Source organism: Mucilaginibacter sp. MD40, from assembly GCF_002288635.1.
Classification (GTDB): domain Bacteria; phylum Bacteroidota; class Bacteroidia; order Sphingobacteriales; family Sphingobacteriaceae; genus Mucilaginibacter.
The window spans coordinates 736909-763904 of the sequence record NZ_NRSW01000001.1; the positions used below are offsets into that span (position 1 = coordinate 736909).

A 26996-nucleotide genomic window follows, 5' to 3' on the forward strand; every position below is an offset into this window, starting at 1 on the left:
ATTTTGATTTCATTCTACATTCATGGTTCGAAATTCAATGTTCGATATTTCTAACTCAGGCCAGCACCCATGTATCCTTGCTACCGCCGCCTTGCGAGCTGTTCACTACCAGCGAGCCTTCTGTTAAGGCCACGCGGGTTAAGCCGCCGGGAACAATTTCAATACCATCTGGGCCGCAAAGCGCGTATGGGCGCAAGTCAATACGCCTTGGCTGTAACACCCCATTGATATAACAAGGCGCGGCCGACAAACTAATAGTAGGCTGGGCGATAAAATTGCGTGGATCTTTCATGATCTCCAGCTTGTATTTCTCTATCTCCTCGTCGCTGGCCGCATGCCCCATCAACATACCGTAACCACCACTTTCGTTGGTTTTTTTAACAACCATTTTGTTGATGTTGGCAAATACATATTCACGCTCATCTGGGTTAGACAGGCGATGCGTAGGTACATTCTTTAACAACGGCTCCTCGTTAAGATAATAGCGTATCATATCGGGCACATAAATGTAAGTGGCTTTATCATCGGCCACACCATTACCCAACGCGTTTACTATGGCTACGTTTCCTTTGCGATAAGCACCCATGAGGCCTGCCACGCCCAACACGCTGTTGGGGTTAAACATTAGAGGATCCAAAAAGTCGTCGTCAACCCTGCGGTATATCACATCAACCTGTTGCAGGCCTGTAGTGGTTTTCATGTAAACGCGGTGGTTATTTACCACCAGGTCGCGCCCCTCCACCAGCTCCACACCCATTAAACGGGCAAGTGTGGTATGCTCAAAATAAGCCGAATTATATATACCCGGACTTAACAACACAATAGTTGGATTGCTCACCTGCCGTGGCGACAAAGCCTGCAGGTTCTTATACAAGATGGACGGATATTCTGTTACGCTGCGTACGCCGCAATGTGGTATCAGGTCGGGGAATAAACGCTTGGTGATCTCCCGGTTCTCCAGCATATAGCTTACTCCCGAAGGGGTACGGAGATTATCTTCCAGCACATAAAATGTACCGTCATGGTCACGAATAAGGTCGATACCGGCTATATGCACATACACATCATATGGTACATTTAACTGGTACATCTCTCTAAGAAAATGCGGGCAAGAATATACAATATCTATAGGCACCACCCCATCCTTTATAATAAACTGGTTGTGGTAAATATCTTTCAGGAAAAGGTTAAGGGCAGTAAGGCGCTGCTTTATCCCCTTTTCAATAAACTCCCACTCGGATGAGGTAATGATACGCGGTATAATATCAAAAGGGAAGATCTTTTCGATTCCCTCCCCGCTATTATATACAGTAAAGGTAATGCCCTGTGTCATAAACAGGCGCTTAGCTAATTCTTCCTTTTTATGGAGATCATCAGCGGATTCTTTGGAGAGATACTCAATTACCTTATGATAATGGTCGCGAACTACATGGTCCTTGTTATACATTTCGTCCCATACGCCATTGATCAAGCCATATTTTTCAAAAAACTGAGTATCCTGCATGCTATAATGTTACAAAATGATTTTAAATACCGGCTTAACACCCTCAAGTTACAAATAATTTCAATATTAAGGTTGTTTTTTTGTAGAAATTACAATAACACACTTAAAACATTAGGATTATTTTTAGAAATAGCATGCAAAACCAATACCAATGTGTATTTATCCCTGAATTTCCCGGGAATTAGCTTTAGTTAATACTGATCTTTAGAGAAATCAGCAAATAATAATTCCCACGCCAGCTTGAACCATATGATAGCCGGGGCATAAGCTTTTATGGCGTAGTTCTGCATCCAGATACGGGCTGGTTTAGGGAACGCGTCTGACGGGCCGAGGCCGGTAACTAGCAGCAGCAGAACAAGCATTACGATGTTAAACGCTGTAAACGGCTTTGGCTGCATCATGATGTAGATAACCGCACCCGCAGTAGCGATAATAAAAGTGGGATGCTCGGATGCGGTGCTAAAAAGTACGATCATCATGAGTAATGAACACATCAACTGCAATTGGAATTTTAAGTAAGGGTATTGCTTCACCCGCAGCAAAGCGCCCGCAACACTTAGGGCACCCATTAATAAAAATGGCCAGTTCGGTATCGTACTATCCTGGAAAAACCGCCTTACCATGCCCATTACACACCAGTCGAACCCGGTAGTGAGGCTTTGGTTGGTAAGGTTTTTAGACGTTAAAGCGGCGAACCAATCTTTATAAGTTTGTATAAGAAAGCCCGGCCCGGATATAATCGCCGGCAAGCAAATCAGTACCACCAACCATATTACCGACCACAATATATATTTCGCCTTATTTTTTGAAAAGAAGAAAAAGGCCAGCCCCACTACAGGGTATATCTTCATCAGCGTACCTGCTATGGTAAAAAGCGTTGCGTATTGTTCTTTTTGCCGCTTTACCATTACAAAGCTAAGGATAACTATTGCCGCTATAATGGGGTTAAACTGCATATAATGGCTGGAGTTGGCAAACTCAATGGCGCATAATAGCAGGATAATGGTTTTGGTTTTATTAGAAAATGGCAGCAAATGGATGGCCCATAAAAAAGCCGCGGCATTACCTACCTCCCACAATAAAAAACCCAGCCATTCGGGCATGAGCGATAGTGGCGCTATAAAAACCGTAAATAATGGGCCATAGATGTACACATCATAATACTCTGCCGGGTATAGCAGGTACAAATTTAAATGATCGCGAAAGTGGTAGAACGAAGTACGGAATATGATGTAGTTATTATCAATATGCCTGAAATACTTGAGCTGCCAGCAAAAGATAGCCACAGCAATGTAGAGGATGCAAGTCCATTGGTAGCCGGTTAAACCCCAGAATTTTTTAGCAGAAATGCGTGCATCCATATCAGGAGATAAAATAAAGCAAAAAATACTTAAACCGGATAGCATGAAATAAAAAAGGCCATCCGTTTATGGGATGGCCTTGTATCTTACAGCCAATTTATTATTTGTTGCCTTTATTGTGATGCTCAAACTCATGAGCTTCAAAAGCCAATATAACATTAGCAATTACACGGTTATAAATATTGGCGTTGCTGGTGCCGCTGATAATAATTGTACCGTTTGTACGTGTAGCCTGATCAAGCAAGCCTGCTGGAATACCCATTAATAATCTGTTTAAATGCAGGTTTATTTTAGATGTTACACCTGTAGTTGCGTCAACAGTTACGTCTTTTACTTCTGTTTTGATAATGGCGTTGTCATTGTAGTCAAACTCGATAGGTACAGCGGCTCCGCCAGTTGTGGTGAAAGTACCTTTTGCTGTAAGCGGAATATCGGTACCTGATGATTTAGTCAATAAAATACTTAACTCAATCTCGCGGTAGTGGCCTGTATCAACCATGGCAACTATTGGTGATGAGCTTAAATTAAGCAGATCCAGGTTAGATACATTTTTTGTGGTTACCTCGGTTACCTTGCCGTTGCGTTTTGCTTCTAGTTTAAAACGGTTAACATTGGCAATTACTGATGACCATTTAATGCTGGCAGTAGTACCGATAACGGCATTTACTTCTATACCATTTGCAACAGCATTGGTAGCAACAGTAGCTTGTTGGTTATCAGCGGTTAACTGGAAGCCCATTTCGGCTTGTGCAGTAGCTGTTGCATTTTTCTCTTTTGAGCAAGAGGTTAATAATGCGGTGCATATTAAAGCTGCAGCACCCAGGTTAAGGAAAGATTTTTTCATGAGTTATTATTCGGGGTTTAATTATAACCGTATTACGTTTAAAGGTAGAATAAAGGTTGCTTCAATTTTTGATTTTAATAAAAATTTAATGTGCACGTAAAAGCCTAAAATTCTCCCGGAGGTAGTTTAAGTAATAAACTATTGCAGTAACCGCTATTGGGTTACAGAAATGTACCCCAAACAATGGGAAAAAGAAAATTTAAATTAATCTACAAAAACTATAGACATTATATAATATTTTATATATTTGCACCCGTAACGTTCTTTAAACTTATCCAGAAAGACCGAGGGAATGGCCCTAAGACGTCTTAGCAACCTGTACATCAAATGTAAAAGGTGCTAATTCCTGCTCCTGTTATATGGAGAAAGATAAGCATAAACAGTATCCAACTACTGTTAACTCATTGCCTCGCTATCTGGTAAGTTAATAAAGACAAAAAAATTAACAGTATGAAAATTTACCTGGATAACGCGGCCACAACACCATTAGCTAAAGAAGTATTTGAAGCAATGACTCCTTTTTACCTGCAGCATTTCGGTAATGCTTCATCTCAGCATGCTTTTGGCAGAGAGGTAAAAGCTACATTAGAACATTGCAGGCAAACCATTGCAGGTTTGTTAAATGCACATCCGGATGAGATCATTTTTACATCGGGCGGCACCGAGGCTGACAATACGGCTATTCTATCGGCGGTAGAGGGCGCCGGGATACAAAACGTAATTACTACCCGTTTTGAGCACCATGCCGTACTGCATACCTTGCAACATCTGCAAAAAGAAGGAAAAATTACGCTGAACTATATAGAACACGATCATCTTGGCAGCCTAAACCTGCATCACCTGGAGCAATTACTCGAATCAAGTGAAAGAAGTTTTGTATCGGTTATGCACGCCAATAATGAGATAGGTAACCTTAACGATATAGAAAAAATTGCCGCCCTATGCGAACGTTATAACGCTATCTTCCACACCGATACAGTGCAGACAATGGGCCACTATACCCATAACCTGCAACGGGTAAAAATACACTACCTGGCAGCATCGGCACATAAATTTCATGGCCCAAAGGGTGTTGGCTTTTTGTACTGCCGCAGGGGTGCCCCGCTAAGGCAATTGCTAAAAGGCGGTGGCCAGGAAGCCCGGTTGCGCGCAGGAACGGAAAATATTGCCGGCATTGTAGGCCTCACTAAAGCACTTGAACTGGCTTATGAACATTTAGATAACCACCAGGCGTACATACAGGGTTTAAAGAGCCAATTGATTAACGGTCTGTTAAACCATGTACCTCATATTACTTTTAACGGGCGATGTTCTAATGTCGATAAAAGTTTATACACCGTATTAAGTGTTTCCCTACCTGATGCCGGCACTGATCTGCTACGATGTTTAGACGACCTTGGAATAGCCGTATCAGGCGGTAGCGCCTGCTCGGCCGGGGCTACTTCGCATGTGCTTAGCGCGCTAAAAACCGCTCCGGGTAAACATACCATTCGCTTTTCATTCAGTCGGTTTAACACGCCGCAGGAAATTGATCAGGTGGTTGCCTCGTTAACCGGCATTTTACAACCGGTAGCTGCCTAAAGGCAAAATCAAACGCTTAAAAAGCCAAATCGCAATATGTACTTATTTAAATCATGAAAACCACATTTACTACAGCTTCTTTAAATCGCTATTCTATCGATCCGCGCAACTTCACTTATGGCCAGTGTTGTTGCTGTTTCCGCGCGTAATCTGCCCATAAGCGGCCAATTGACAATTTATTTATTCATCTGCATCCGGTAATAAGTCGCCTGGCTACTTATTACCGGCCAGGGTATTATTTCCAAAAAAGAATATCATGTTAAAAATTTACAAGTTTTTGCTGGCAATATGGTTGCCGGTATTATTTTTTCAAACAGCAAATGCACAAGGCATTAAAGTAAGCGGTACGGTAACCGCCCAGTCTGACGGGCAGCCATTACCAGGTGTAAGCGTTGCCGTACAAGGCGGCAACACCGGCACCCAAACAGATGTACAGGGGCGCTTTACGCTCACCGCTAAAGTGAACGACGTATTACAAATATCCTACCTGGGCTTCGTTACACAGCGTATTACGGTTTCAGAAACGCAGGCTCCTTTAAAGATCGTGTTTGTAGAAGCTCCCAACTCGCTTAATGAAGTGGTAGTTACGGCGCTCAACATCAATAAGGATAAAAAATCATTGGGCTATTCTGTACAGGGCCTTAAATCAAAAGACATATCAGAGGCTAAGGAAACCAACCTGGTGAACGCGCTGGCAGGTAAAATTGCAGGTGTACAGGTTACCAACAGCCAGGGCGATATGGGGTCTTCGCGAATTGTTATACGTGGAGAAACGTCGATATCCGGTAATAACCAGCCACTTTTTGTGGTAGATGGCGTTATTGTAGACAACTCACAGTTCCTGGGAACAAATGGTTCAAGGGACTTTCAGAATGCCATATCTGATCTGAATACTGAAGATATTGAATCTATAAGCGTGCTCAAGGGGCCGAACGCGGCTGCATTATATGGTTACCGTGCTGCTGCAGGTGTAATTCTTATTAAAACCAAAACCGGCAAGGGCGCGAAAGGATTGGGCATTACCATCAACTCCAACACTTCTTTTGCAACACTAAAGGTGTTCCCTGATTATCAAAACTCATACGGACAAGGCTCAAACGGCAGGTTCAGCTATGTTGATGGCAAGGGCGGAGGTATAAATGACGGGGTTGATGAAAGCTGGGGGCCGCGCCTTGATGGTCGCCTTATCCCGCAATTCTATTCCAATGGGCAGGCGGTGCCGTTTGTGGCCCATCCTAACAACGTACGTGATTTTTTCCGCACCGGGGTTACGCTTAACAATGGGGTAGCACTGGCAGGCAGCTCTGAAAAGTTTGACTACCGCATATCTTACAACAACCTACACCAAACTGGTGTGGTGCCTAATTCTTCGCTGGGCCGTAACTCATTTCTATTGAATGCCACCTTTAGGCCAACGCCAAAGCTAACGGTTACTACCATTGCCAATTATATTAAGGACGACGCGGGCAACCTGCCCGGCGCCTATGGCCGAAGGGCAACCAGCACCATGCTGCAGTTTACCTGGTTTGGCCGGCAGGTTGACATTAACCAGTTAAAAAACTACAGGAATGCCGACGGAAGCACCTTTAACTGGAACAATAGTTATTACAGCAACCCTTATTTTATCGCTTACGAAAATACGGTTAGTCAGTTTAAAAACCGCCTTATTGGTAGTGTTGAACTAAATTACAAGATCATAAAAGGGCTCTCGGCAAACTTACGTACCGGTACCGATTTCTATAACGACCGCCGAAAAATCAAGGTTGCTTACGGCACCAGTGGCACACCTTTCGGTTCATATGAAGAAGATGCTTACTACGTAAACGAAACCAACACAGAAGGCCGCCTGCAATACACCAAAAAACTCAACAAGGACTTTTCTCTTGATGCCTTTGTGGGTGGGAACATCAGCACGGTTACCAATGAGCAGAACGACCAGATAGCGCCAAAGTTGGCGGTTGCCGGGTTATATACGCTCAGCAATTCCCGCGATCCGCTGGTATCATCCAACTATTATGGTAAATTAAAAACCTACAGCTACTTCGCCTCGGCCCAGATCGGGTTTCGTGATTATGCCTTTTTAAACGTTACAGGCCGTAACGACTGGTCATCTACGCTGCCTGCAGCAAATCTATCCTATTTTTATCCTTCTGTTAACGGTAGTCTTGTGCTATCACAGGCCCTGGATATCAAAAGCGATGCGCTGAGTTATTTAAAACTCAGAGGAGGGTGGTCAAAAGTAGGAAAGGCTACCACACCTTACCAGTTGATTAACACTTATAATTTTACAGCTCCTTTTAACGGAAACCCACAACAAAGTGCCGCCAATATTGACCTTAACCCCAACCTTAAGCCTGAAACAACCACATCCGGCGAGGCAGGCTTTGAGGCCGGGTTTTTTAAAGACCGTGTGTGCCTTGATGTAAGCGTTTATAACACCAACAGTACTAACCAGATCTTGAGTGTTGATGTGAGCTCAAGCACAGGCTATACCCAAAAATTGATCAACGGAGGCCGTATCAACAATAAGGGACTGGAAGCACAACTGAGTGTAACACCTGTAAAAACCACCAATTTTAGCTGGGATGTAAGTGTCAATTACTCACTTAACCGTAGCAAAGTTGTATCGCTTGATGCAGAAGGCCGGCTGCAGAGTTATGTGCTTGGCACCAACCGCACCGTGCAGGTGTTAGCGGCGGTAGGCAAACCCTACGGCACCCTGTTTGGCACAGCCTATCAGCGAGACGCATCAGGAAACATTATTATTGATAATAGCGGCGTACCGGTAATTAACCCTGCTAAACAATACCTCGGTAAATTTACACCCGACTTTTTAGGCGGTATAACCAACAGCTTTAACTACAAAGGCATAAACCTGAGTGTATTGGTTGACGCTCGTTTTGGTGGCTCTATTTATTCTAATACCAACCGAACCGGTACTTACACAGGGGTACTTGCTTCTACATTGCCGGGCCGTGGTGCCGAGAACGGTGGCCTGTCTTATTACTATCCGGCGAACAACACTTCCGCCTCCGCTGTACAGGTGGCTACAGGTGCCAGCGCGCCTAATGGCGAAACCGTGTATGACGATGGCATGGTTTGGAAAGGCGTAAAAGCTGATGGCACACCTAACACCAAAGTAATACCTGCCCAATCTTATTACAAAGGCTTTACCAATGTAGATGAAGCTTTTGTATACAGCGCTTCTTACGTAAAACTGCGCGAAGTTAAGCTGGGTTACACCTTCCCTGCAAGCTGGGTGAAAGGCATAGGTCTGCAATCGGCTACCGTATCAGTAGTTGGCCGCAACCTGTGGATCATTCATAAAAAAGTGCCCAATATTGACCCTGAAACCGCCTTTAACACCGGCAACGGCCAGGGCCTTGAAGACCTTACCTTACCAACGGTGCGTAACATAGGCTTTAACGTTAACCTTAAATTTTAACATCATGAAATCAAGATATATATCTTCAATTATACTTTTAACCGCGTTACTTGGCACGGCATCATGCAAGAAAGACCTTGTAGACATTAACCAAAACCCTAACGCATCGCAAACGGCTCAGCCGGATTATCTGTTGACAGGTGCCATTAAAAACACGGCCGATACCTATTGGGGGACAGCTAATAATATGGATGCCAGCCTGCTTTTTGTGCAATACTGGGCTAAAATACAATATACCGATCCGGACAGGTATATCTACGCTAATACCGCTTTCCAGGAGTTATGGACCGTAGGCTATAGTCGCAGCATTGTAAACCTTAACCAGATCATTAAACTGGCTGATGCGCAGGCTAATCCTAATTATAAAGGCGTGGCGTTAGTATTGCGTTCGTGGGTTTTTCAACTGCTAACCGATGCTTATGGAGATATTCCTTACAGCCAGGCGGTTAGTATTAAGCAGTACCTTACTCCAGCTTATGATAAACAGAAAGATGTGTACAATGCCCTGTTGGATGATCTTAAAACGGCACAGGGCCTGTTAAATACATCGGGGCCGGCTATAGCAGGCGATGTGATATACAACGGCAATATAGCGTCATGGAAAAAATTTGCCAACTCTTTACGTCTGCGTATTGCGCTGCGCATAGCCGACCGCGACGCGGATAAAGCCAAACAGGCAATAGCCGATATACTGGCCAATGGCAGCGGTTACATCTCGGCGAATAGCGAAACAGCGCAGTTAAACTACGTAGCATCGCCTAACCAGAACCCCATAAGCAACCTATTTGATACGCGTGACGATTACCGCATCAGCAAAACCATTGTTGACCGCCTATTCGCCCTCAACGATCCGCGTTTACCGGTATATGCCAGCAAAACAAAGGATGCCACCGCGCAAACCTATGTGGGTATTCCGAATGGGCTATTAGTGGGCGATGCCAGCAACCTCGGTTTTACCAAAACCTCTAAACCGGGCACCTATTTCCTGGCGCCAACAGCGCCCGCGGTAATACTAAGCTATTCGGAATTATTGTTTGACAGGGCCGAGGCCGCCGCACGCGGTTTTACTACTGATAATGCTGCCGACCTGTATAAGCAGGCCATTACGGCGTCTCTTAAACAATATGGTATTGCCGATAACGATATTAACACCTACCTGGCCCAGGCCGCGGTACAATACGATGCCGGTAACTATAAAAAAGCGATAGGCAACCAAAAATGGCTGGCCTTGTTTGGTCAAGGTCTGGAAGCTTTCGCGGAGTGGCGCCGGCTGGATTATCCGCAATTGCAGCCCGCGGTTGCCGGTACGCTTGGCGGCAAGCTGCCACAACGGTTCATATACCCCGGTACAGAACAATCACTCAACGGGACTAATTACCAAGCGGCAGTAGCCAGCCAGGGGCCCGATGTGTTAACCACCAAACTCTGGTTTGATGTTAATTAAACCAAACAACAATGGCCGCTAATTGCGGCCATTGTTGTTATCATACATCACGTCCATATGCTAAACTCCCGCAGGCAGGCTAAAGCCAAAGGTACTGCCTTCGCCAATGGCGCTTTTTACCCATATGCGGCCGTTCTGGGCCTCAATAAAATCTTTAGAGATAGCCAGGCCCAGGCCCGATCCCGATTTGTTCTGCCCGTCTGTAGGCACCTGGAAGTAGCGGTCAAACAGGCGTTTCTGGTATTGCTCGTCAATACCTTTACCCGTATCTTTTACCAAAAACTCCACACTGTTGCCTTTATTTAAGATACTGATAGTAACTTTTGATTTTTCGGCGCTGTAACGTAAGGCGTTCGACAAGAAGTTTACCAGCACCCAGGCAGTTTTTTCCACATCGGCATTAACACCGGGTAATTTTTCGTCTTTAACCAATTCCAGCTTTACCCCTTTTTGTTCGGCCTGGAAATTCACCGCAGCTATAGCATAATCAACGATCTTTTGCGGCTCAACAGGCACAAAATTAAGTTGTATGTTACCGGTTTCTACCTGCGAGAGCTCCAGTAACTCGCTGGTGATCTTTAGCAGACGATCGCTGTCATCATTAATGTGTTCCAACAGTTGCTGCTGCTCCGCGTTCATTTCGCCTACACGCTTATCTTTCATAAGTTTAAGGCTCATCTTTATAGATGAAATAGGCGTTTTCAACTCATGCGATATGGTGGCAATAAAGTTGGTTTTGGCCTCATCACGCTCTTTAAACTCGGTAATATTGCGCAGGATATATACCTTACCTGCCGATTTTTTAGCGATACTAATAGCTTGCGTTTGTCCCGGCGATAAATTAGGCACATTGATCTCCCTGCTTTCTAACTCAAAGAAGGAGTCTTTACCATCTATCACTATCTTAAAAGGTTTACCGGTACGGCTATCGTGAATGATGGATTTAAACAGATCGTTATTTTTAGCTACATCTTCAACCAAACAGCCTTCAACCTTGCTGTTACCCAGATTAAGCACATTTTTAGCCGTAGTGTTAATGAATAGTATTTCCTGCTTCTCGTTAACACCCACAATAGCATCGTGCATTTGCTCAATAATAGTTTCAATGCGTAGCTTGTCAGACATGATCTTGGAGATATTGCTGTTCTCCCACTCATTTAGCCTGTCGGCCATTTCATTAAAGGCGTTGGCTACCTCGGCAAATTCATCGCTCTGCGTAAACTCAATATGCTGGTTATAATTTCTGGGGCCAATGGTACGTATTCCTGTAAGTAAAGCTTTAAGCGGGTTAAAAATAATGCCGGGGAAATTAACACTGAAACTAAACAACACCAAAAAGGTGAACGCGCCAACCAAACCCAGCAACACCAATGATCTGTCTACCGCTTTACGGGCAGCATCATTCTTATGTACAATGGCCTGCATGTTCAGCTTCTCAATACTTAGCAGGTGGCGCCGTATCTGCCGTTCCAGGTCCTGTTCTTCCTCAGCCGTATGTTTTCCCTGCATTTGGTCAAAAGTGTTCTTTAAAGCGGCTACCGCCTGGGCCTCACCACGCTCGGTGATGTTTTTTTCTTCTTTGGTTAGTTGCGCGTTAAACGCCTCCATAGCGCCGGAGTTGAGCGGCAGGGTATTCTCATCCAATATGCTACGCATATCCCGGCAGTAACTCAGGCTCTCGTAGTTATCTTTCAGGATTATTTTGGCGCTGTTGGCTATACGGTTCATATACAGCACGCAGGTAGCGCCAAAAAACAGCACCACTATAAATAAAAAGCCGAAGCCTATGCGCAGTTTATTTTTTACTTTCATGATAATATCACTAAATCTGTTTGTTTCGCCGCTATATTTTTAAGCAATTCGTTAAATACGGTTGTCCGCAAAATAACCTGGAAGAGGCTCAAATGCGGCTTACCAATACAAATAGTAGTTATTTCGCGCTCGTCGGCCACCTGCATAATGGTTTGGGTGATCTTATCGCTTTTCAGCTTTATCACCTCGGCACCAAGCTCTGTGGCCAGTTTAAAATTATTAATTAAGTGGCGTTGTTTATCGAGTTTGATGCGCTCCATGCTTTCGTCACTGCTTTGCACATACAACACAATCCAGGGCGAACGGTAGTAGGACGCCAGCCTGGCCGTTTTTCGTATCACGATCTTGGCCGTTTCCGCATTGGATGATATGCAGGCCAGGAAACGCTCGGGCCGCAGCTTAATTTGCTTGGGTACCTCAATATCAATCTTACGCTCCAGGTGATGGGCCACTTCTTTCAGCGCTATCTCGCGCAGTTGTAATATCTTATCGTTCTGGAAAAAGTTTTGCAGGGCCCGCTCTATTTTTGCTTTCTCATATATCTTGCCTTCCTTTAGCCGGTCAATAAGCTCGTCGGCAGTCAAGTCGATATTCACCACCTCATCTGCCATCTGCAAAATTTTATCGGGTATTCTTTCTGTTATGCTGATACCGGTTATTTCTTCTATCTCTTCGTTTAGGCTTTCCAGGTGCTGGATGTTTACGGCGGTGATCACGCTGATACCGGCTTCCAGTATATCTACCACATCCTGCCAGCGCTTGGCATTCTTGCTCCCTTCAATATTGCTGTGGGCAAGTTCATCCACAATTACCACCTCGGGGTGGCGGTTAAGAATAGCTTGCAGGTCCATTTCTTCTAATTCCTTGCCCTTATAAAAGATATGGCGCCTTGGGATAACGGGTAAGCCTGCTAGTAAAGCATGTGTTTCCGCCCGGTTATGCGTTTCAATATACCCTATCTGTATACCAATGCCGTTACGCATCAGCGCATGCGCTTCCTGTAGCATACGGTAGCTTTTACCCACCCCGGCGCTCATGCCTATATAAATTTTAAGCTTACCACGGCGCGAGCGTTTTACCAGGTCGATAAAATCTTTTACAGAATTACCACTACTTGCGTCTTCGGGCATATCTTTTATTTTTTAAACTGTAAGATCCGGGAAGTTTGTTCACCGCCCGGATCAATTAAATTAAAAAGAAACAGCAAAACTCGCGGTAACCAACGGACTGTTGTTGGTGAAACCTGTCTGTTTTTGAAATATCTTGTCTTTACTATCGTAAACTTTTCCTTCCAGGCGTATCAGCGCGTTCTTAATCGGGGCGTAATCCACGTTCAGCGAATACCCTTTAGTATCAAAGCCGTGAGGCGTACCGGTGGCAATAAACACACCGTTTTTATCCTGGTAGTACTCAAACCTGCCGGCCATTGCCCACTTTTCCGCAAGCTGATAACGGGCTATGGCTACCGGCGATATAATGTGGTTATAATCGCTGCTTCCCTTCGCCTTTTGCTGTACACCGTAATCAAACCCGGCGGTTAAGCCAAATTTATCAGTTAATTGGAATATGCCATAAAAGTTATGGTATACACGGCGCACCTGCACCGAGTCGGGCCCTTCGGCGCCAATATAATTACTGTAGTTTAACGTAATATTATCAATCAGTTTATAAGCCACCTGTAAACCGCCGGCGGGCTTGCTGTTGCCATCCTGCCGGTTAATGCGCTGCCAGCCGTTCAGGTACAGGCCGCTTAAAGTGAGCTTACCGTCATCGGTGGTGTAAGTAAGCTTGGCGCCTGTTTCATAATAAGGTGTATTTTCTGAGGCGATATTACGGGTAAGTACCCAGCAATCTTTTGAAATAGCGCTTTCAAAGCCTATATGTGAGGCGAAGATACCGGCATCAAACCAAAGGTTGGCGCTTTTGGATAGCTTGACACCCGCGTTGGCCTCAAAAACGTTCTTGAATACACCCTGTTCTGATGCCAGATTGGCGTTAGCGTAAGTACCTGCCATTAGCGCCAGGTTTGCCCTTATATTCCCGTTATCATAATTGGCTTTTATAAAGCCCAGGTTAAGGTTAACCTCATTATGGCGGTTATGCGAATACACAAAAGACGGACGGGTGTTGTTAGCAGGGCGGTTAAAATCAAACCCGTAATACAATTCGGCATAGCCGCTGATGGTTAAATTGCCGCTATTTTTAAGGCTATCCTGAGCGAATAATGGTTTACCGCAAAGGATAAGGAGATATATGATTAAAAGTTTTTTCATTTTGAGTATCTAACAGGTGCCGGCCGGTAATAAAGCATGGGCATAAATTACATTCACTATCGGATAGTAAATACCGGCCGGCACTCGTATTATTTAAGTTCGTCTAAAGCCACATTCAATTTCAACACATTCACTTTTTCGGGGCCAAAAAGCGGTTTTTCGGTATGTTCCTTTACCAGCACGGCAACCTTCTGCTCATCAAGCTTGCGAAATTGCGCTACGCGTTTTACCTGTATCTGAGCGCCTGCCGGAGAAATATCCGGATCAAGGCCACTGCCTGAAGCGGTTACCATATCAGCAGGGATATCCGAGCGTTTAAGATAAGGGTGGTATTTCAGCAAGGTATCTATACGGCTGTTTACCTCTTTCAGGTAATCCGGGTTGCTTGGGCCTTTATTAGAGCCCGCTGAACCGGCCGCGTTATAACCCACAGCCGACGGGCGGCTCCAGAAGTACTGCGGTTTATCAAACTTTTGCCCTTCATTGGCATAGCCAACTATCTTACCATTAAGGGTAATGGTTTCCCCATTACCTTTTCCTTTAGAGAATTTACCTGCAAAGGAAATTACAACGGGATATATGATGCATAACAATACGGTTAATACTATGGTTAACCTGATAGATTGTATGAGCGTTTTCATGATTTTTACTTGTTAATATTTAGCAGCTTATATAAAGTAGGCTATTAAAAGGTCAATTAATTTTATACCAATGAACGGTGCAATTACGCCACCTATACCATAAATAAGCAGGTTGCGGCGCAGCAGCGCGCTGGCACCTATAGGTTTATATTCCACACCCTTTAATGCCAGCGGTATCAGCATTGGGATAATAATGGCGTTGAATATCACTGCTGACAGGATAGCGCTCTCGGGGCTGTGCAGGTGCATGATATTGATAGATTGCAAAGCCGGTATAGAAGCGATAAACAGCGCCGGAACAATAGCGAAATACTTAGCCACGTCATTAGCGATGGAAAAGGTGGTAAGCGTACCACGTGTAATGAGCAACTGCTTACCAATTTCAACAATCTCTATGAGTTTGGTTGGGTCGTTATCCAGGTCAACCATGTTACCGGCTTCTTTTGCAGCTTGTGTACCGCTATTCATGGCAACGCCTACATCAGCCTGGGCAAGTGCAGGGGCATCGTTGGTACCATCGCCCATCATGGCAACCAGTTTACCCGCAGCCTGCTCATGTTTTATGTATTTCATTTTATCTTCCGGGCGTGCTTCGGCAATAAAGTCGTCCACACCTGCTTTATCGGCAATAAACTTGGCGGTAAGCGGGTTATCACCGGTTACCATTACCGTTTTGATACCCATTTTGCGCAGGCGTTCAAAACGTTCAGCTATGCCGGGTTTAATAATATCCTGTAATTCTATTACGCCTATCACCTTTTCGTTTTGAGATACTACTAATGGGGTACCGCCATTTGACGATATAGCCTTTACCCTATCTTCTATCGCGGTATCAAACTGGTTACCGGCATTAATGGTAAGGTTGCGGATAGCATCAAACGCGCCTTTACGGATGCGTTTGCCATCGGGCGTATTGATACCGCTGGCACGGGTTTCGGCAGTGAACTTAATAAACTCTGAACCATCCGGAGCGGTTGAAGAGATACGGGTATTACCTTGCTGTGCCAGCTCGATGATCGATTTCCCTTCAGGGGTTTCATCCGCAAGTGAAGCCAGCACGCAGGCTTTTACCAATTCGTCTTCGCTTACGCCTTCGGCAGGGTAAAACCGGGTTGCCTTACGGTTACCGATGGTAATGGTACCTGTCTTGTCCAGCAGTAATACGTCGATATCGCCCGCGGTTTCAACCGCCTTGCCCGATTTGGTGATCACGTTGGCACGCAGGGCCCTGTCCATACCGGCAATACCAATGGCCGATAGCAAGCCACCGATGGTGGTGGGTATTAAACATACAAACAGGGATATAAGCGCGGCTATAGTAATAGGGGTGTTGGCATAATCAGCAAACGGCTTCAGCGTTACGCATACAATGATAAACACCAGCGTAAAACTTGCCAATAATATGGTAAGGGCTATCTCGTTAGGGGTTTTCTGGCGGGCAGCTCCTTCAACCAAAGCGATCATCTTATCCAGGAAGCTTTCACCCGGTTGGGTAGTTACCACTACCTTGATACGGTCTGACAGTACTTTTGTACCGCCGGTAACAGATGATTTATCGCCGCCAGCCTCGCGGATAACCGGGGCTGACTCGCCGGTAATAGCCGACTCATCAATGGTAGCCAAACCTTCAATGATCTCGCCGTCGGTAGGGATAGTGTCGCCGGTTTCGCAGATAAACACATCGCCCTTCAGCAACTGGTTTGATGAGCGGGTTACTATTGAGCCATCTTCCAGCACTACATTAGCAGGGGTATCTTCCCTGGTTTTGCGCAAGCTATCGGCCTGGGCCTTGCCTCTCGCTTCGGCTATTGCCTCGGCAAAGTTGGCAAACAATAAGGTTAACAGCAGGATAGCGAATATCCAGCAGTTATAAGCGAATGAACCCTGGCCGGCATGCGTAAAACTGTATACCGTAACATATAACATTACCGCGGTACCAATCTCCACCGTGAACATCACGGGGTTGCGCATCATGGTTTTAGGGTTCAGTTTGATGAACGACTCCTTAAGCGCGGTTTGCACTAAAGCGGGTTCAAATAATTTATTTGATCTATTGCTCATTTCTTTATTCTTTATCTCTCGTTACAGAGCCTGTACTATTATTTAAGCATTGAAAAATATTCGGCTATCGGGCCCAGGGCCAAAGCGGGGAAGTATGACAATGCGTTGAGCACCATGATAACAGCAAACGTCATGATACCGAAGGTTACCGTATCTATTTTTAACGTACCTGCAGATTCGGGCACGAATTTCTTTTTGGCCAGTAAACCTGCAATGGCAACAGGGCCAATGATAGGCAGGAACCTTCCAATGAGGATCTCCAGACCGGTGATCACATTCCAGAAAATATTGTTATCGCCAAGGCCTTCAAAGCCCGACCCGTTATTGGCATTAGCCGAGGTGTTCTCATACAGCATTTCAGAAAAACCGTGATAGCCGGGGTTATTTAACCAGGATGATGGTTTAACTGCCCAGTTCGCGCTGCCATAATTATTGAACACATAGCTGGAAATAGCTGTTCCGGCAAGTATCAGGAAAGGGCTTAGCAGGGTGATGAGCGCGGCGATCTTTACTTCACGCGCCTCCACTTTATGGCCCATAAACTCAGGCGTACGCCCAACCATAAGGCCTGATATAAATACCGCGATGATGAGGTATATGAGGTAGTTAAGTATACCTACACCGCAACCGCCAAAAAAGGAGTTGATCATCATGCCGAGCAATTGCCATAAGCCTGTTAGCGGCATGGTACTATCATGCATACCATTTACGGAACCGGTTGATACAATAGTGGTCAACGTACTCCAGTAAGCGGTAGCCATTGGGCCTATTCGCACCTCTTTGCCCTCCATAGCACCTGTTGCCTGGCTAACGCCCATTTTAGCTATGGCAGGGTTACCACCAAGCTCACTGCTGATGGTTGGTATCATGAGCATGAACATACCCACCGCCATAACACCAAAAATTACCCAGCCCAGTTTTTTACGGCGGATGAAGTAGCCAAACGCCAGGATCATGGCCATAGGCACAATCATTTGCGCAACCACCTCGGTAATATTGGTTACATAGTTAGGATTTTCCAAAGGGTGGGCAGAGTTGGCGCCAAACCAGCCGCCGCCATTAGTGCCCAAATGCTTTATAGCGATAAACTGGGCGGCTGGGCCGCGCGATACATTAACGGTATCGCCTTGCAGCGAGATAAATTTATCCTTGCCGGCATAACTTGCAGGTGTGCCGTTAAAGGTAAGGATAAGGGCCACAACAACAGATAACGGCAATAACAACCGGGTGATAGACTTTACAAAGTATACCCAAAAGTTACCTACATCAGCAGTGGTTTTATCGCGCAGGGCTTTAAATACCGCAACCGCGCAGGCTATACCGGTAGCAGCGCTGGTAAACTGCAGAAACATGAATATAAAGTGCTGTATCAGATAGGTAGCACCTGTTTCGCCGCTGTAATGCTGCAGGTTACAGTTGGCAACAAAGCTGATAATGGTATTAAAAGCCAGGTCGGGTGTCATGCCGGGGTTGCCGTCGGGGTTAAGGGGCAATTTATCCTGGTACATTAATACGAAGAAGCCGTATACCAACCATAGCGAATTGATCACCATCATGGCTTTTAAGAACTGTTTCCAGTCCATTGGCTGGTTAGGGCTGATGCCTGATAATTTATATATGCCGTTTTCGATCGGCTTCATAAAATCCGTCCATACTTTTTCGCCAGCGAACATTTTGGCCAGGTATTTACCCAGCGGGATGCCTATGAGCAGCGTTATAGCGAACGAAACTAAAATTCCAGATAGTTCGGGGTTCATGTGTTAAAATTTTTCGGGTTTAAGCAGGACATACACCATGTATGCAAACACTGCAATGGAAATAATGAATAATGCGATCATGATATCTTCAGATTTTCTCGAACCAGTCGATGGATTTAAAAAATAACCAGCAGCAAATCACAAGCGCCAGTAATAAAATGGTTATAAGCATTTCTATTTGTTTTTCACGTGATGGTCAAGCGAAATGCCAAATACCTGAAATATATTTAATTCACTGTTATTCAGATATTTAAAATATTACAGAAATTGATTAAACAAAAAAACCCTTCCAAAATGGAAGGGTCCTGTTATCATTATGAAAAAGATCAGTTGATCTTATACTCGTCTATTTTACGATAAAGGGTAGTAAGGCCGATGCCCAAAAGCCGGGCAGTTTCGGTTTTATTGCCGTTGGTGCGGTCCAGTATACGTTTGATGTGCTGCCGCTCCACGCTGGCCAGATCAACCGCGTTGGCATCATCGGTTTCATAGTTAAACTCAGGCGGCAAAAGATCCGGGGTGAGTATACCCCCATCAGCCAGGATGGCTACACGTTCCATAACATTTTTAAGTTCTCGTATATTTCCCTTCCACTGGTGGCGGTTAAGCATGGTCAGAAAACCTGCATCCATTTTAGGTAAAAGTTTTCCGTGTTGCGCAAAAAACTCTTTAAGATAATAGTTGGACAGTAGCTCTATATCGTTAGGCCGTTCGTTTAATGATGGTAACGATATGGTGAATACCGACAGGCGGTAGTACAAATCAAGACGGAAGCGGCCCGCTTCGGCTTCTTTTTTCAGGTCGCGGTTGGTCGCGGCAATAATGCGGATATTAACTTTGGTGGTTTGCGTATCGCCTACCTTAATAAAGGTTTTACTTTCTAATACACGCAGCAGCTTAGCCTGCAGGTCCAGGTTCATTTCACCGATCTCATCCAAAAAAACAGTACCGTGTTTGGCTTCTTCCAGCAAGCCCTTTTTGTCTTTAACGGCACCAGTAAAAGCCCCGGCCTTATAACCGAATAATTCGCTTTCTAATAACTCGGCTGAAAAACTGCTGCAATTGATGGCTACAAATGGCATTTGGCGGCGTTCGCTCTCGTGATGGATGGCCGAGGCAAAAACCTCTTTACCGGTACCAGTTTCGCCCAATAGCAGTACCGTAGTATCTGTAACCGCTACTTTGCGGGCGAGAGATACGGCATCCTGTATCAGTTTTGAGTTGCCTATTATATTAGCGAAGCTGAATTTACCGGTTACCTTGCGCTGTTGTTCAAAAATACGTTGCTGCTGTATAGCCTTATCCATGGCCTGGTTTACCAGCGGGATGATCTTGTCGTTGTCATCACCTTTGGTGATGTAATTAAACGCGCCGTTTTGTATGGAGCGCACCCCATCGGCAATGGTACCGTAAGCCGTAAGATTAATTACCTCAACGTAGGGTTTTTTCTCTTTGATGGTTTTCACCAGATCAACGCCGTTAACATCGGGTAGCTTAACATCGCTCAATACCAATAAAACGTCTTCCTGCTGTAACAGCTTAAGGCCTTCTTTTCCTGTAAATGCCTGCAAAACAATAAAACCCTCAAGCCTGATGATCCGCGACAGCAGATCATTCAGCTTGGTTTCGTCGTCTATGATGAGTATAGATTGCGGCATGAGAAATAAAATGCAATACTATGGATTTTTTTGCTGCATTCTCAAGCGTTCAAATAATGAGGGGATGCGAAAGGGTTGTCTGTGTAGCTACAAAACTATTGCTGCCCTGCTTTTTCAACCCTTAGGCCCACATCTGTAACTTCGTGCAATGGGTTATCGCGCATGTTCTGCTCCAGCTCGAAATGCCATTTTCCACTTGCCGGAAACTTAAACCCTTTACGGAAAGGTATTTGATAACTGTACATATTACCGCTGCCACTGCCCAGCCACTCCCCGTCGGGGTTAGCTAATTTCAGTTCGTACCGTGTAACCAGGGTACGCTTACCGGGCGAGGTCATCCTCACCAGTATAAACATGTTTGAATAACGATAGCTGCCGGTAACCCTTAAATTAAAATAAAGGTTGTATGGTATGTTATTATCTGTGATATCCGCATCATATTTAACACGGTTAACGTAAGCCCAGTTATGATTGGCAATGGCGGTACTATCATCCATAACCCGCGATGCGTCGGTACAGCCCTGCAGCATAAGCCCCATTACGCATGCCAATATGAAAAACGATTGTTTAAAGCGTTTCATGGTTATTCCGGCCGGCTTGGGTTATTGTCGTTTCTCTGCTGCTGATCGCCTCTATTGCGGTTACGGTTATTGCGCCTGTTACGATTGCGATTATTGTTACCTCCCTCTGCCTTAAGCTGTCCATCCTGTGCCCCTTCGGCGCGCTCGGCTTGCGGCTGTGGTTTAGCCTGTGGCCTGTTGCCCGGTTGCTTATTAGGATTATCGCCCGGCTTACCATCAGGCCGGTTAGGCTTTTGCTGCTGGCGGTTATTGCCATCATTACGTTGTGCCTGCTGTTCGCCCCCAGGTCGGTTTTTATTCTTGTTTTTTTGCTTGTTTTTATTTTTGCGCTGCTCGTCCAACCGGGTAAGGCTATCCTGCCCAACTACGTTCTCATAGTCAAGCACCTTTACCGGTTTCGATTCCACTTCCACAATTTCGCCCAGGCTTTCAACCAACACACCTTCGCGGTTCATCTGCTGTATCTCTTTCACACGCTTAATAGGCAAAGGCACCCATGATTCTTCTCCGGGGTAGCTAAACCACATTACCCGTTTAAAAATGTCTGTTTTTTGCAGGCGCGCATCACCCTTTTCGGTCTTTAATACATTCACATTATCCGGAATATATTTCAGCGCGTCCATATAGGTATCCAGCTCGTAGTTAAGGCAGCATTTTAACTTACCGCACTGCCCCGCAAGCTTAAGTGTATTTAAAGAAAGGTTTTGATAACGCGCAGCAGCTGTTGACACCGTTTTAAAATCGGTAAGCCAGGTGCTGCAGCAAAGCTCACGCCCGCATGAGCCAATACCACCCAGACGGCTCGCCTCCTGGCGCATACCTATTTGGCGCATCTCGATACGGATGCGGAACGCCTCAGCCATTTTTTTGATCAGTTCTCTGAAATCCACACGGCCTTCGGCGGTATAATAAAATGTCGCCTTGGTTTTATCGCCCTGATAATCCACGTCGCTTATCTTCATGGATAAGTTGAGGTTTAACGCCAGCGTGCGCGATTTATGCATGGTTTCCCACTCAAGGTCTTTAGCAGCCTTCCATTTATCCACATCGGCAGGCGTAGCACGGCGATAGATCTTCTTCACCACATCTGCCTCTTTTACATGGCGCTTATGCATTTGCATGCGTACCAGTTCGCCTGTTATAGAAACATGGCCTATATCGTAGCCGCCAGTGTTGGTTTCCACAGCCACCAGGTCGCCTGCTTCCAGGTAAATATTATCGTTATTGTGGTAAAACTCCTTTCTCGAACCCTTAAATTTTACTTCAACTATCGAAAAAGGCTTATAATTTGTTGGCATGTCCATATGCGACAGCCAGTCGTGTACATCAAGTTTGGCGCAACCGTTTGTAAGGCATGAGCCGTTACTTTTGCACCCTGCCGGCGTACATCCGCCGGATGAGCAACTTCCGCATCCCATAATTAGTTCGGTATATAGTGATTCCCCTCAGGGACAATTTTCAAATGTAATATTTTTATAATCTGCAAAGATACGTCTAAAAACAAGATTTTAGGGTTTGCATTCCGCTCTATGTGATAATGGGCCTTTTCCAGCTCACTTATCACCGCTTCCGCCATCGCAAAGCTGATTACCTCTGCCATTTTTTTGGCGGTTTCGAGTTCATTTGCCGGCAACTTTACTATCCGGCCCACGCCAGCCCTTAGCAGGCAGCATTCGCGTAAAAAGCTGATACCATACCGAACGAAATTTTTCTGGTTTTCGCGCCCCATCTTGGCCACCTGTTCCACAAAATTCATTACCTCGAGGCCTTTGTTACCTACGCATAGTCTTAGCCACTGCACAAATAGCTCGTGGTAGTTTTTGCTATCCTGCTGCAGCATGGCTAATGCCTCTGTCATGTTACCATTGGCCAGGTAGGCAATTTCCGCTGCCGCGGTTTCGGTTTGGTGGTGGCGCGTAAGCATCTCTGTTTTTATATCCTCGTAATCTAAACAAGGGATCTTTACCAGTTGTGTACGCGAAAGAATGGTATTCAGTATTTGATCCTGGTTTTGCGCTACCAGTAAAAACAAAGTATTGGGCTGTGGCTCTTCAATTACCTTAAGCAGAGCGTTACCCTCTTTGTCCAGATATTCGGGCAACCATAGTATCAATATCTTGTAAGCAGACTCGAACGGTTTAAAGCTGAGTTTTTTGATGATCTGGTGGCACTCGGCAATGTTGATATTGGCTTGTTTATTTTCGGCATCCAGGTAGTTCCGCCAGATGTCCAGACTTAAATATGGGTTGGCGGTAAAAGCCTCGCGCCACTGCTCAATAAAAGTAAGCGCGTTATCGTCTTTATGCTTGGCAAAAAATGGATAGGAAAAGTGCAGGTCGGGGTGCATCAGTTTCTGGTATTTGCGGCACGATGCACAAACTCCGCAAGAATCACCTGGCTGCTTGTCCTCACATGAAACATATTGCGCATAGGCCACAGCCAAGGCCAAAGCCCCCGAACCCTCCGAGCCTAAAAACAGTTGCGCATGGCTTACCCTGTTCTCAATTACCGAATTAATAAGCCTTTGCTTAACCTCCTGCTGCCCTATGATCTCTTTAAACTGCATTTGGTGCAAAATAACGAATTGATTTTAGATGTACGATTTTAGATATTAGATTTAACACTGAACGCTCAATTGGTTTTAGATGTACGATTTTAGATATTAGATTTTAATCCCGGGCACTAAGGCAAATAATCCGACCTTTGCAGCTATTCATAGCATAGCCTGGCTTCAATCTAAAATCGCACATCTGAAATCTAATATCATCTGCATGCTTCAATCTAAAATCGTACATCTAAAATCTAATATCATCTGCATGCTTCAATTCAAAATCGTACATCTAAAATCTAATATCATCTGCATGCTTCAATCCAAAATCGTACATCTAAAATCTAAAATCCAATGAGAGTTATGGCTTTCGATTATGGCACCAAGCGTATCGGCATTGCCGTAACGGACCCTATGCAGATCATCGCGACCGGGCTGGATACCGTACACCCTATGCATATTATTGATTACCTGAAAAAGTATTTACAAACCGAAGCCGTGGAGCGCTTTATTGTAGGCGAGCCCAAGCAAATGGATAATACGCCTTCCCAATCGGCCATACATGTAAAGGGTTTTGTGAACCTGCTGAAAAAGAACTTTCCGGAGATACCCGTTGAAATGCTGGATGAGCGGTTTACTTCAAAAATGGCCTCTGCGGCCATAGCCCAAAGCGGCATGAATAAAAAAGCAAGGCAAAACAAGGAGCTAGTGGATACGGTATCGGCAGTGATACTGCTGCAAAGCTGGATGGAAAAGATCTGATCATCTGTTAAAATTTGTTAAGTTCCTGTGAAAGCGGTTTTTAAATAAATAGCTTTGGTGTAAGCTGTTTATAACGATGAAAAACCTTATCGCCTTGGCATATCTGCTAATAATATCCGTACCCCTATTTGCCCAATCGCAGGCAACGGATATTACTTATAATTTTGGCTTTGAAAATAACACTGAGGGTAAAGAATTACCTGATAAATGGATAGACCTCTTTCCAACAGAAAACTACACGGTAAAATCTGTTGGCGATGAAAGGCACAGTGGGAAGAGCGCTGCATTTATAGAACAAGTTAAACCGGGCACCACCCGTTCTTTCGGAAGTATTTCTCAAAAAATACCGGCAAAGTTTCTTGGTAAAACAATTGAATTTAAGGCCTGGATGAAAATGTCTAATGTTACCGGGTATGCTATGCTTACCGTTAGGATAGACAATGCCATACCACGCGTATCTGAATATAAAAATCTTTTTGGCCAAAACATTAAGGGAACCAGGGATTGGGCTGAATATACCTTGAAGGTTAACATCCCTATTGATGCACAAACTATGTATGTATCTGCGGTTTTAAACGGACCCGGTAAACTCTGGGTTGATGATGCTCAGATCTTGATTGACGGACAGGATATATCAACGGCAAAACTTAATCCTGACTACGACCCTAATGCGATAGCTTACGGTTATAACACTAAGGCATCGGGCAAAGTTAAACTGAAGGACGCCACACTTTATTATGAAACTTATGGACAGGGTGAACCGCTGCTATTATTACATGGCAATGGACACGAGATATACGCCTATAACTTCCAGATAAAGGATCTTGCTAAGAAGTTTAAAGTAATAGCAGTTGATACCCGCGGGCACGGTAAAAGTACAGATGAATCTGCCGGGCCGCTTACCTATGACCTTTTTGCTGAAGACATGAGGCAACTAATGGATTCATTACATATAAAAAGGACAAATATTTTAGGGTGGAGCGATGGCGGTAATACCGGGTTAATTATGGCTGTAAAATATCCGCAGTATGTAAATAAGCTTGCCATAATGGGTGCAAACCTTTTCCCGACAACTGATGCCTTGCCCGATACTGTACTTAACGAGGTTAAGCAAAGAATTGCGTATTACAAAACTAAAACCGATAAAGCATCGCAATTTAAACTACGCCTAAGCACGTTATTATTACAAGAACCGCATTTAACCTTTGATGAAATTCACAAAATCAAATCGCCGGTGTTGGTAATGGCTGGCGAACACGATCTTATCCTGGAAAAACATACCCGTGCTATTGCTCAAAACATACCCAAAAGCAAACTTATAATATTTAAAGGCGCATCGCATTATGCACCGTTTGAAATTCCCAAAGTTTTTACAGAGACCGTAATAGCGTTCATGAAGTAAAGTACCTCAATGACGCGTTTGGACGCCTAAAATCCATTAAAAATAAATTCCTTACCTTTGCCGCCATGGAAATTCTTGACGCGGCCCTGCAAGGCTACCTTGATAACCATTGCGACCCAGAGCCGTTAGGGTTGCAAAAGATAAACCGGGACACCCATCTGAAGATGCTAAAAGCTAACATGCTATCAGGACATTATCAGGGCCGGGTACTGAGCATGCTCAGTAAAATGATGCAGCCTAAACTTATTTTAGAAATAGGAACTTTTACCGGTTACTCTGCCATTTGCCTGGCCGAGGGATTGGTTGAGGGTGGCATTTTGCACACCATTGAGGTGAATGCAGAATATGAGGAAATGCTTAATTCACACTTTGAATCAACAAATGTGGATAAAAAAATCAAGCTACATATTGGCCCCGCAGAGGCCGTAATAGCTGATTTACAGGAAAATGATTTCGACATCGTGTTTATTGATGCGGATAAAAGAAATAATTTTAATTACTTTGAGTTAGTAATTAATAAAGTAAGGCCCGGAGGGTTGATAATAATTGATAATGTTTTGTGGAAGGGAAAAGTGTATGACGGCAACCAAAAAGACGCCGACACTGAAAGCTTTCGCAAACTAAATGAACAAATAGCTGTTAACACACAGGTTGAAAAACTCATACTACCTGTACGCGACGGACTGTTGCTCATCAGAAAAAAGTAAATTATGAAGAAACTCTTAATTATTGCTCTTCTTTCAGTTTCAGCATTAATTGCATCAACATCAGCCGTTTCGGCTCAAAGCGCTTCACAATCTTATATCGATAAGTTCAAAGATAATGCCATTCGCATTATGCATGAAACCGGCGTTCCTGCCAGTATTATCCTGGGAGTGGCTATGCATGAAAGCGGAAGCGGTAAAAGCGCTATAGCTAAAAATTTAAACAACCAATTTGGTGTAAAAGGCGGCGGCGGCGCGGTGTACTATAAAGGCAACAAAAAGGTGCGTACATCATACAAAAAGTACGACAGTGTATTGGATTCATTCAAAGATTTTGCCCGCATCATGACAGAGCGTAAGCAGTTTAGTCATCTGGCCGACAAGTTTACCCAGTATGATTATAAAGGCTGGGCAAAAGGCATCCAACGCAGCGGTTACTGCAGCAGTAAAAAATGGGCTGCACAGGTAATGGGCATCATTAAACACTACGGCCTTAATGAGTTTGACAGTGAAGAAGCCGTCAAAGATACCGCCTCTGCTAAAAAACCCGAACTGGCCAGCAACAATTAATATTATTGATTTTTAAACCTTAGGTTTGGCTCATCTATAAGCTAACTC

Annotated in this window: 21 protein-coding genes and 1 riboswitch; of the genes, 7 read left to right on the forward strand and 14 right to left on the reverse strand. The window is 44.6% G+C overall.

Going from position 1 to position 26996, the window contains the following annotated elements; genetic code table 11:
• Positions 1-55: 55 nt before the first annotated feature.
• The 3 genes from CKK33_RS03305 to CKK33_RS03315 all read right to left on the reverse strand — a co-directional run bounded on the left by CKK33_RS03305 (position 56) and on the right by CKK33_RS03315 (position 3709).
• Positions 56-1471 (reverse strand): circularly permuted type 2 ATP-grasp protein, encoded by a 1416-nt coding sequence (locus tag CKK33_RS03305; RefSeq protein ID WP_369803587.1) that lies wholly within the window; start codon positions 1469-1471, stop codon positions 56-58.
• Positions 1472-1695: 224 nt separating this feature from the next.
• On the reverse strand, positions 1696-2865 hold the full coding sequence (locus tag CKK33_RS03310; RefSeq protein WP_158223389.1) for a glycosyltransferase family 87 protein: 1170 nt from the start codon (positions 2863-2865) through the stop codon (positions 1696-1698).
• 100 nt (positions 2866-2965) lie between these two features.
• Positions 2966-3709: a hypothetical protein gene (locus CKK33_RS03315; protein WP_095702745.1), complete on the reverse strand. Its 744-nt coding sequence runs from the start codon at positions 3707-3709 to the stop codon at positions 2966-2968.
• Between the two features lie 268 nt (positions 3710-3977).
• Positions 3978-4085: riboswitch (SAM riboswitch) on the forward strand.
• A 74-nt stretch (positions 4086-4159) separates the two neighbouring features.
• Between CKK33_RS03315 and CKK33_RS03320 the strand changes: the two genes are divergently transcribed.
• The 3 genes from CKK33_RS03320 to CKK33_RS03330 all read left to right on the forward strand — a co-directional run bounded on the left by CKK33_RS03320 (position 4160) and on the right by CKK33_RS03330 (position 10179).
• Positions 4160-5290 (forward strand): cysteine desulfurase family protein, encoded by a 1131-nt coding sequence (locus CKK33_RS03320; RefSeq protein WP_095702746.1) that lies wholly within the window; start codon positions 4160-4162, stop codon positions 5288-5290.
• Positions 5291-5546: 256 nt separating this feature from the next.
• Positions 5547-8735: a SusC/RagA family TonB-linked outer membrane protein gene (locus tag CKK33_RS03325; protein WP_095702747.1), complete on the forward strand. Its 3189-nt coding sequence runs from the start codon at positions 5547-5549 to the stop codon at positions 8733-8735.
• Positions 8736-8739: 4 nt separating this feature from the next.
• Positions 8740-10179, forward strand: coding sequence for a SusD/RagB family nutrient-binding outer membrane lipoprotein (locus CKK33_RS03330; protein WP_095702748.1), 1440 nt, complete (start codon positions 8740-8742; stop codon positions 10177-10179).
• 60 nt (positions 10180-10239) lie between these two features.
• Here CKK33_RS03330 and CKK33_RS03335 read toward each other — a convergent pair whose 3' ends face one another.
• The 11 genes from CKK33_RS03335 to CKK33_RS03385 form a co-directional block, all read right to left on the reverse strand.
• On the reverse strand, positions 10240-11991 hold the full coding sequence (locus CKK33_RS03335; protein WP_095702749.1) for an ATP-binding protein: 1752 nt from the start codon (positions 11989-11991) through the stop codon (positions 10240-10242).
• Positions 11988-13121 carry a sensor protein KdpD gene (locus CKK33_RS03340; RefSeq protein ID WP_095702750.1) on the reverse strand — a complete coding sequence of 378 codons (1134 nt, stop codon included), beginning with the start codon at positions 13119-13121 and terminating at the stop codon, positions 11988-11990. Before CKK33_RS03340 ends, CKK33_RS03335 begins: the two co-directional genes overlap by 4 nt.
• 60 nt (positions 13122-13181) lie before the next feature.
• Positions 13182-14264, reverse strand: coding sequence for a porin (locus tag CKK33_RS03345; RefSeq protein WP_095702751.1), 1083 nt, complete (start codon positions 14262-14264; stop codon positions 13182-13184).
• Between the two features lie 89 nt (positions 14265-14353).
• Entirely contained in the window at positions 14354-14908 is a 555-nt protein-coding gene (locus CKK33_RS03350) for a K(+)-transporting ATPase subunit C (protein ID WP_198952515.1), read from the reverse strand.
• 24 nt (positions 14909-14932) lie between these two features.
• Positions 14933-16966: a potassium-transporting ATPase subunit KdpB gene (gene kdpB, locus CKK33_RS03355; protein ID WP_095702753.1), complete on the reverse strand. Its 2034-nt coding sequence runs from the start codon at positions 16964-16966 to the stop codon at positions 14933-14935.
• Between the two features lie 38 nt (positions 16967-17004).
• On the reverse strand, positions 17005-18723 hold the full coding sequence (gene kdpA / locus CKK33_RS03360) for a potassium-transporting ATPase subunit KdpA (RefSeq protein WP_095702754.1): 1719 nt from the start codon (positions 18721-18723) through the stop codon (positions 17005-17007).
• A gap of 3 nt (positions 18724-18726) precedes the next feature.
• Positions 18727-18804, reverse strand: a complete 78-nt coding sequence (gene kdpF, locus CKK33_RS19870) for a K(+)-transporting ATPase subunit F (protein WP_095705731.1) — start codon at positions 18802-18804, stop codon at positions 18727-18729.
• A 245-nt stretch (positions 18805-19049) separates the two neighbouring features.
• Positions 19050-20381: a sigma-54 dependent transcriptional regulator gene (locus CKK33_RS03370; protein WP_095702755.1), complete on the reverse strand. Its 1332-nt coding sequence runs from the start codon at positions 20379-20381 to the stop codon at positions 19050-19052.
• A gap of 95 nt (positions 20382-20476) precedes the next feature.
• Positions 20477-20962, reverse strand: a complete 486-nt coding sequence (locus CKK33_RS03375; protein ID WP_095702756.1) for a gliding motility lipoprotein GldH — start codon at positions 20960-20962, stop codon at positions 20477-20479.
• Positions 20963-20964: 2 nt separating this feature from the next.
• Positions 20965-22380, reverse strand: coding sequence for a regulatory iron-sulfur-containing complex subunit RicT (gene ricT / locus CKK33_RS03380; protein WP_095702757.1), 1416 nt, complete (start codon positions 22378-22380; stop codon positions 20965-20967).
• Positions 22381-22382: 2 nt separating this feature from the next.
• The gene (locus CKK33_RS03385) at positions 22383-23528 is read right to left on the reverse strand and encodes a hypothetical protein (protein WP_095702758.1); all 1146 of its coding nucleotides are present in this window, start codon (positions 23526-23528) and stop codon (positions 22383-22385) included.
• Positions 23529-23864: 336 nt separating this feature from the next.
• Between CKK33_RS03385 and ruvX the strand changes: the two genes are divergently transcribed.
• From ruvX to CKK33_RS03405, 4 genes are all read left to right on the forward strand, one after another.
• Complete coding sequence (ruvX, locus tag CKK33_RS03390) at positions 23865-24272, forward strand: Holliday junction resolvase RuvX (RefSeq protein ID WP_095702759.1); 408 nt, start codon at positions 23865-23867, stop codon at positions 24270-24272.
• Between the two features lie 76 nt (positions 24273-24348).
• Positions 24349-25674, forward strand: coding sequence for an alpha/beta fold hydrolase (locus CKK33_RS03395; RefSeq protein WP_095702760.1), 1326 nt, complete (start codon positions 24349-24351; stop codon positions 25672-25674).
• Between the two features lie 65 nt (positions 25675-25739).
• Positions 25740-26381, forward strand: a complete 642-nt coding sequence (locus tag CKK33_RS03400; protein ID WP_095702761.1) for an O-methyltransferase — start codon at positions 25740-25742, stop codon at positions 26379-26381.
• 3 nt (positions 26382-26384) lie between these two features.
• A complete protein-coding gene (locus tag CKK33_RS03405) occupies positions 26385-26948 on the forward strand; it encodes a glycoside hydrolase family 73 protein (protein ID WP_095702762.1) in 564 nt (187 codons plus the stop codon).
• The last annotated feature ends 48 nt before the right edge of the window (positions 26949-26996 follow it).

What these genes read in the sequence shown, in the direction of transcription:
- CKK33_RS03310 (WP_158223389.1), bottom strand. Translation starts at nt 2,865, where the DNA reads ATGGATGCACGCATTTCTGCTAAAAAATTCTGGGGTTTAACCGGCTAC.
- CKK33_RS03315 (WP_095702745.1), bottom strand. Translation starts at nt 3,709, where the DNA reads ATGAAAAAATCTTTCCTTAACCTGGGTGCTGCAGCTTTAATATGCACC.
- CKK33_RS03320 (WP_095702746.1), top strand. Translation starts at nt 4,160, where the DNA reads ATGAAAATTTACCTGGATAACGCGGCCACAACACCATTAGCTAAAGAA.
- CKK33_RS03325 (WP_095702747.1), top strand. Translation starts at nt 5,547, where the DNA reads ATGTTAAAAATTTACAAGTTTTTGCTGGCAATATGGTTGCCGGTATTA.
- CKK33_RS03330 (WP_095702748.1), top strand. Translation starts at nt 8,740, where the DNA reads ATGAAATCAAGATATATATCTTCAATTATACTTTTAACCGCGTTACTT.
- CKK33_RS03335 (WP_095702749.1), bottom strand. Translation starts at nt 11,991, where the DNA reads ATGAAAGTAAAAAATAAACTGCGCATAGGCTTCGGCTTTTTATTTATA.
- CKK33_RS03340 (WP_095702750.1), bottom strand. Translation starts at nt 13,121, where the DNA reads ATGCCCGAAGACGCAAGTAGTGGTAATTCTGTAAAAGATTTTATCGAC.
- CKK33_RS03345 (WP_095702751.1), bottom strand. Translation starts at nt 14,264, where the DNA reads ATGAAAAAACTTTTAATCATATATCTCCTTATCCTTTGCGGTAAACCA.
- kdpB (WP_095702753.1), bottom strand. Translation starts at nt 16,966, where the DNA reads ATGAGCAATAGATCAAATAAATTATTTGAACCCGCTTTAGTGCAAACC.
- kdpA (WP_095702754.1), bottom strand. Translation starts at nt 18,723, where the DNA reads ATGAACCCCGAACTATCTGGAATTTTAGTTTCGTTCGCTATAACGCTG.
- kdpF (WP_095705731.1), bottom strand. Translation starts at nt 18,804, where the DNA reads ATGATCGCATTATTCATTATTTCCATTGCAGTGTTTGCATACATGGTG.
- CKK33_RS03370 (WP_095702755.1), bottom strand. Translation starts at nt 20,381, where the DNA reads ATGCCGCAATCTATACTCATCATAGACGACGAAACCAAGCTGAATGAT.
- CKK33_RS03375 (WP_095702756.1), bottom strand. Translation starts at nt 20,962, where the DNA reads ATGAAACGCTTTAAACAATCGTTTTTCATATTGGCATGCGTAATGGGG.
- ricT (WP_095702757.1), bottom strand. Translation starts at nt 22,380, where the DNA reads ATGGGATGCGGAAGTTGCTCATCCGGCGGATGTACGCCGGCAGGGTGC.
- CKK33_RS03385 (WP_095702758.1), bottom strand. Translation starts at nt 23,528, where the DNA reads ATGCAGTTTAAAGAGATCATAGGGCAGCAGGAGGTTAAGCAAAGGCTT.
- ruvX (WP_095702759.1), top strand. Translation starts at nt 23,865, where the DNA reads ATGAGAGTTATGGCTTTCGATTATGGCACCAAGCGTATCGGCATTGCC.
- CKK33_RS03395 (WP_095702760.1), top strand. Translation starts at nt 24,349, where the DNA reads ATGAAAAACCTTATCGCCTTGGCATATCTGCTAATAATATCCGTACCC.
- CKK33_RS03400 (WP_095702761.1), top strand. Translation starts at nt 25,740, where the DNA reads ATGGAAATTCTTGACGCGGCCCTGCAAGGCTACCTTGATAACCATTGC.
- CKK33_RS03405 (WP_095702762.1), top strand. Translation starts at nt 26,385, where the DNA reads ATGAAGAAACTCTTAATTATTGCTCTTCTTTCAGTTTCAGCATTAATT.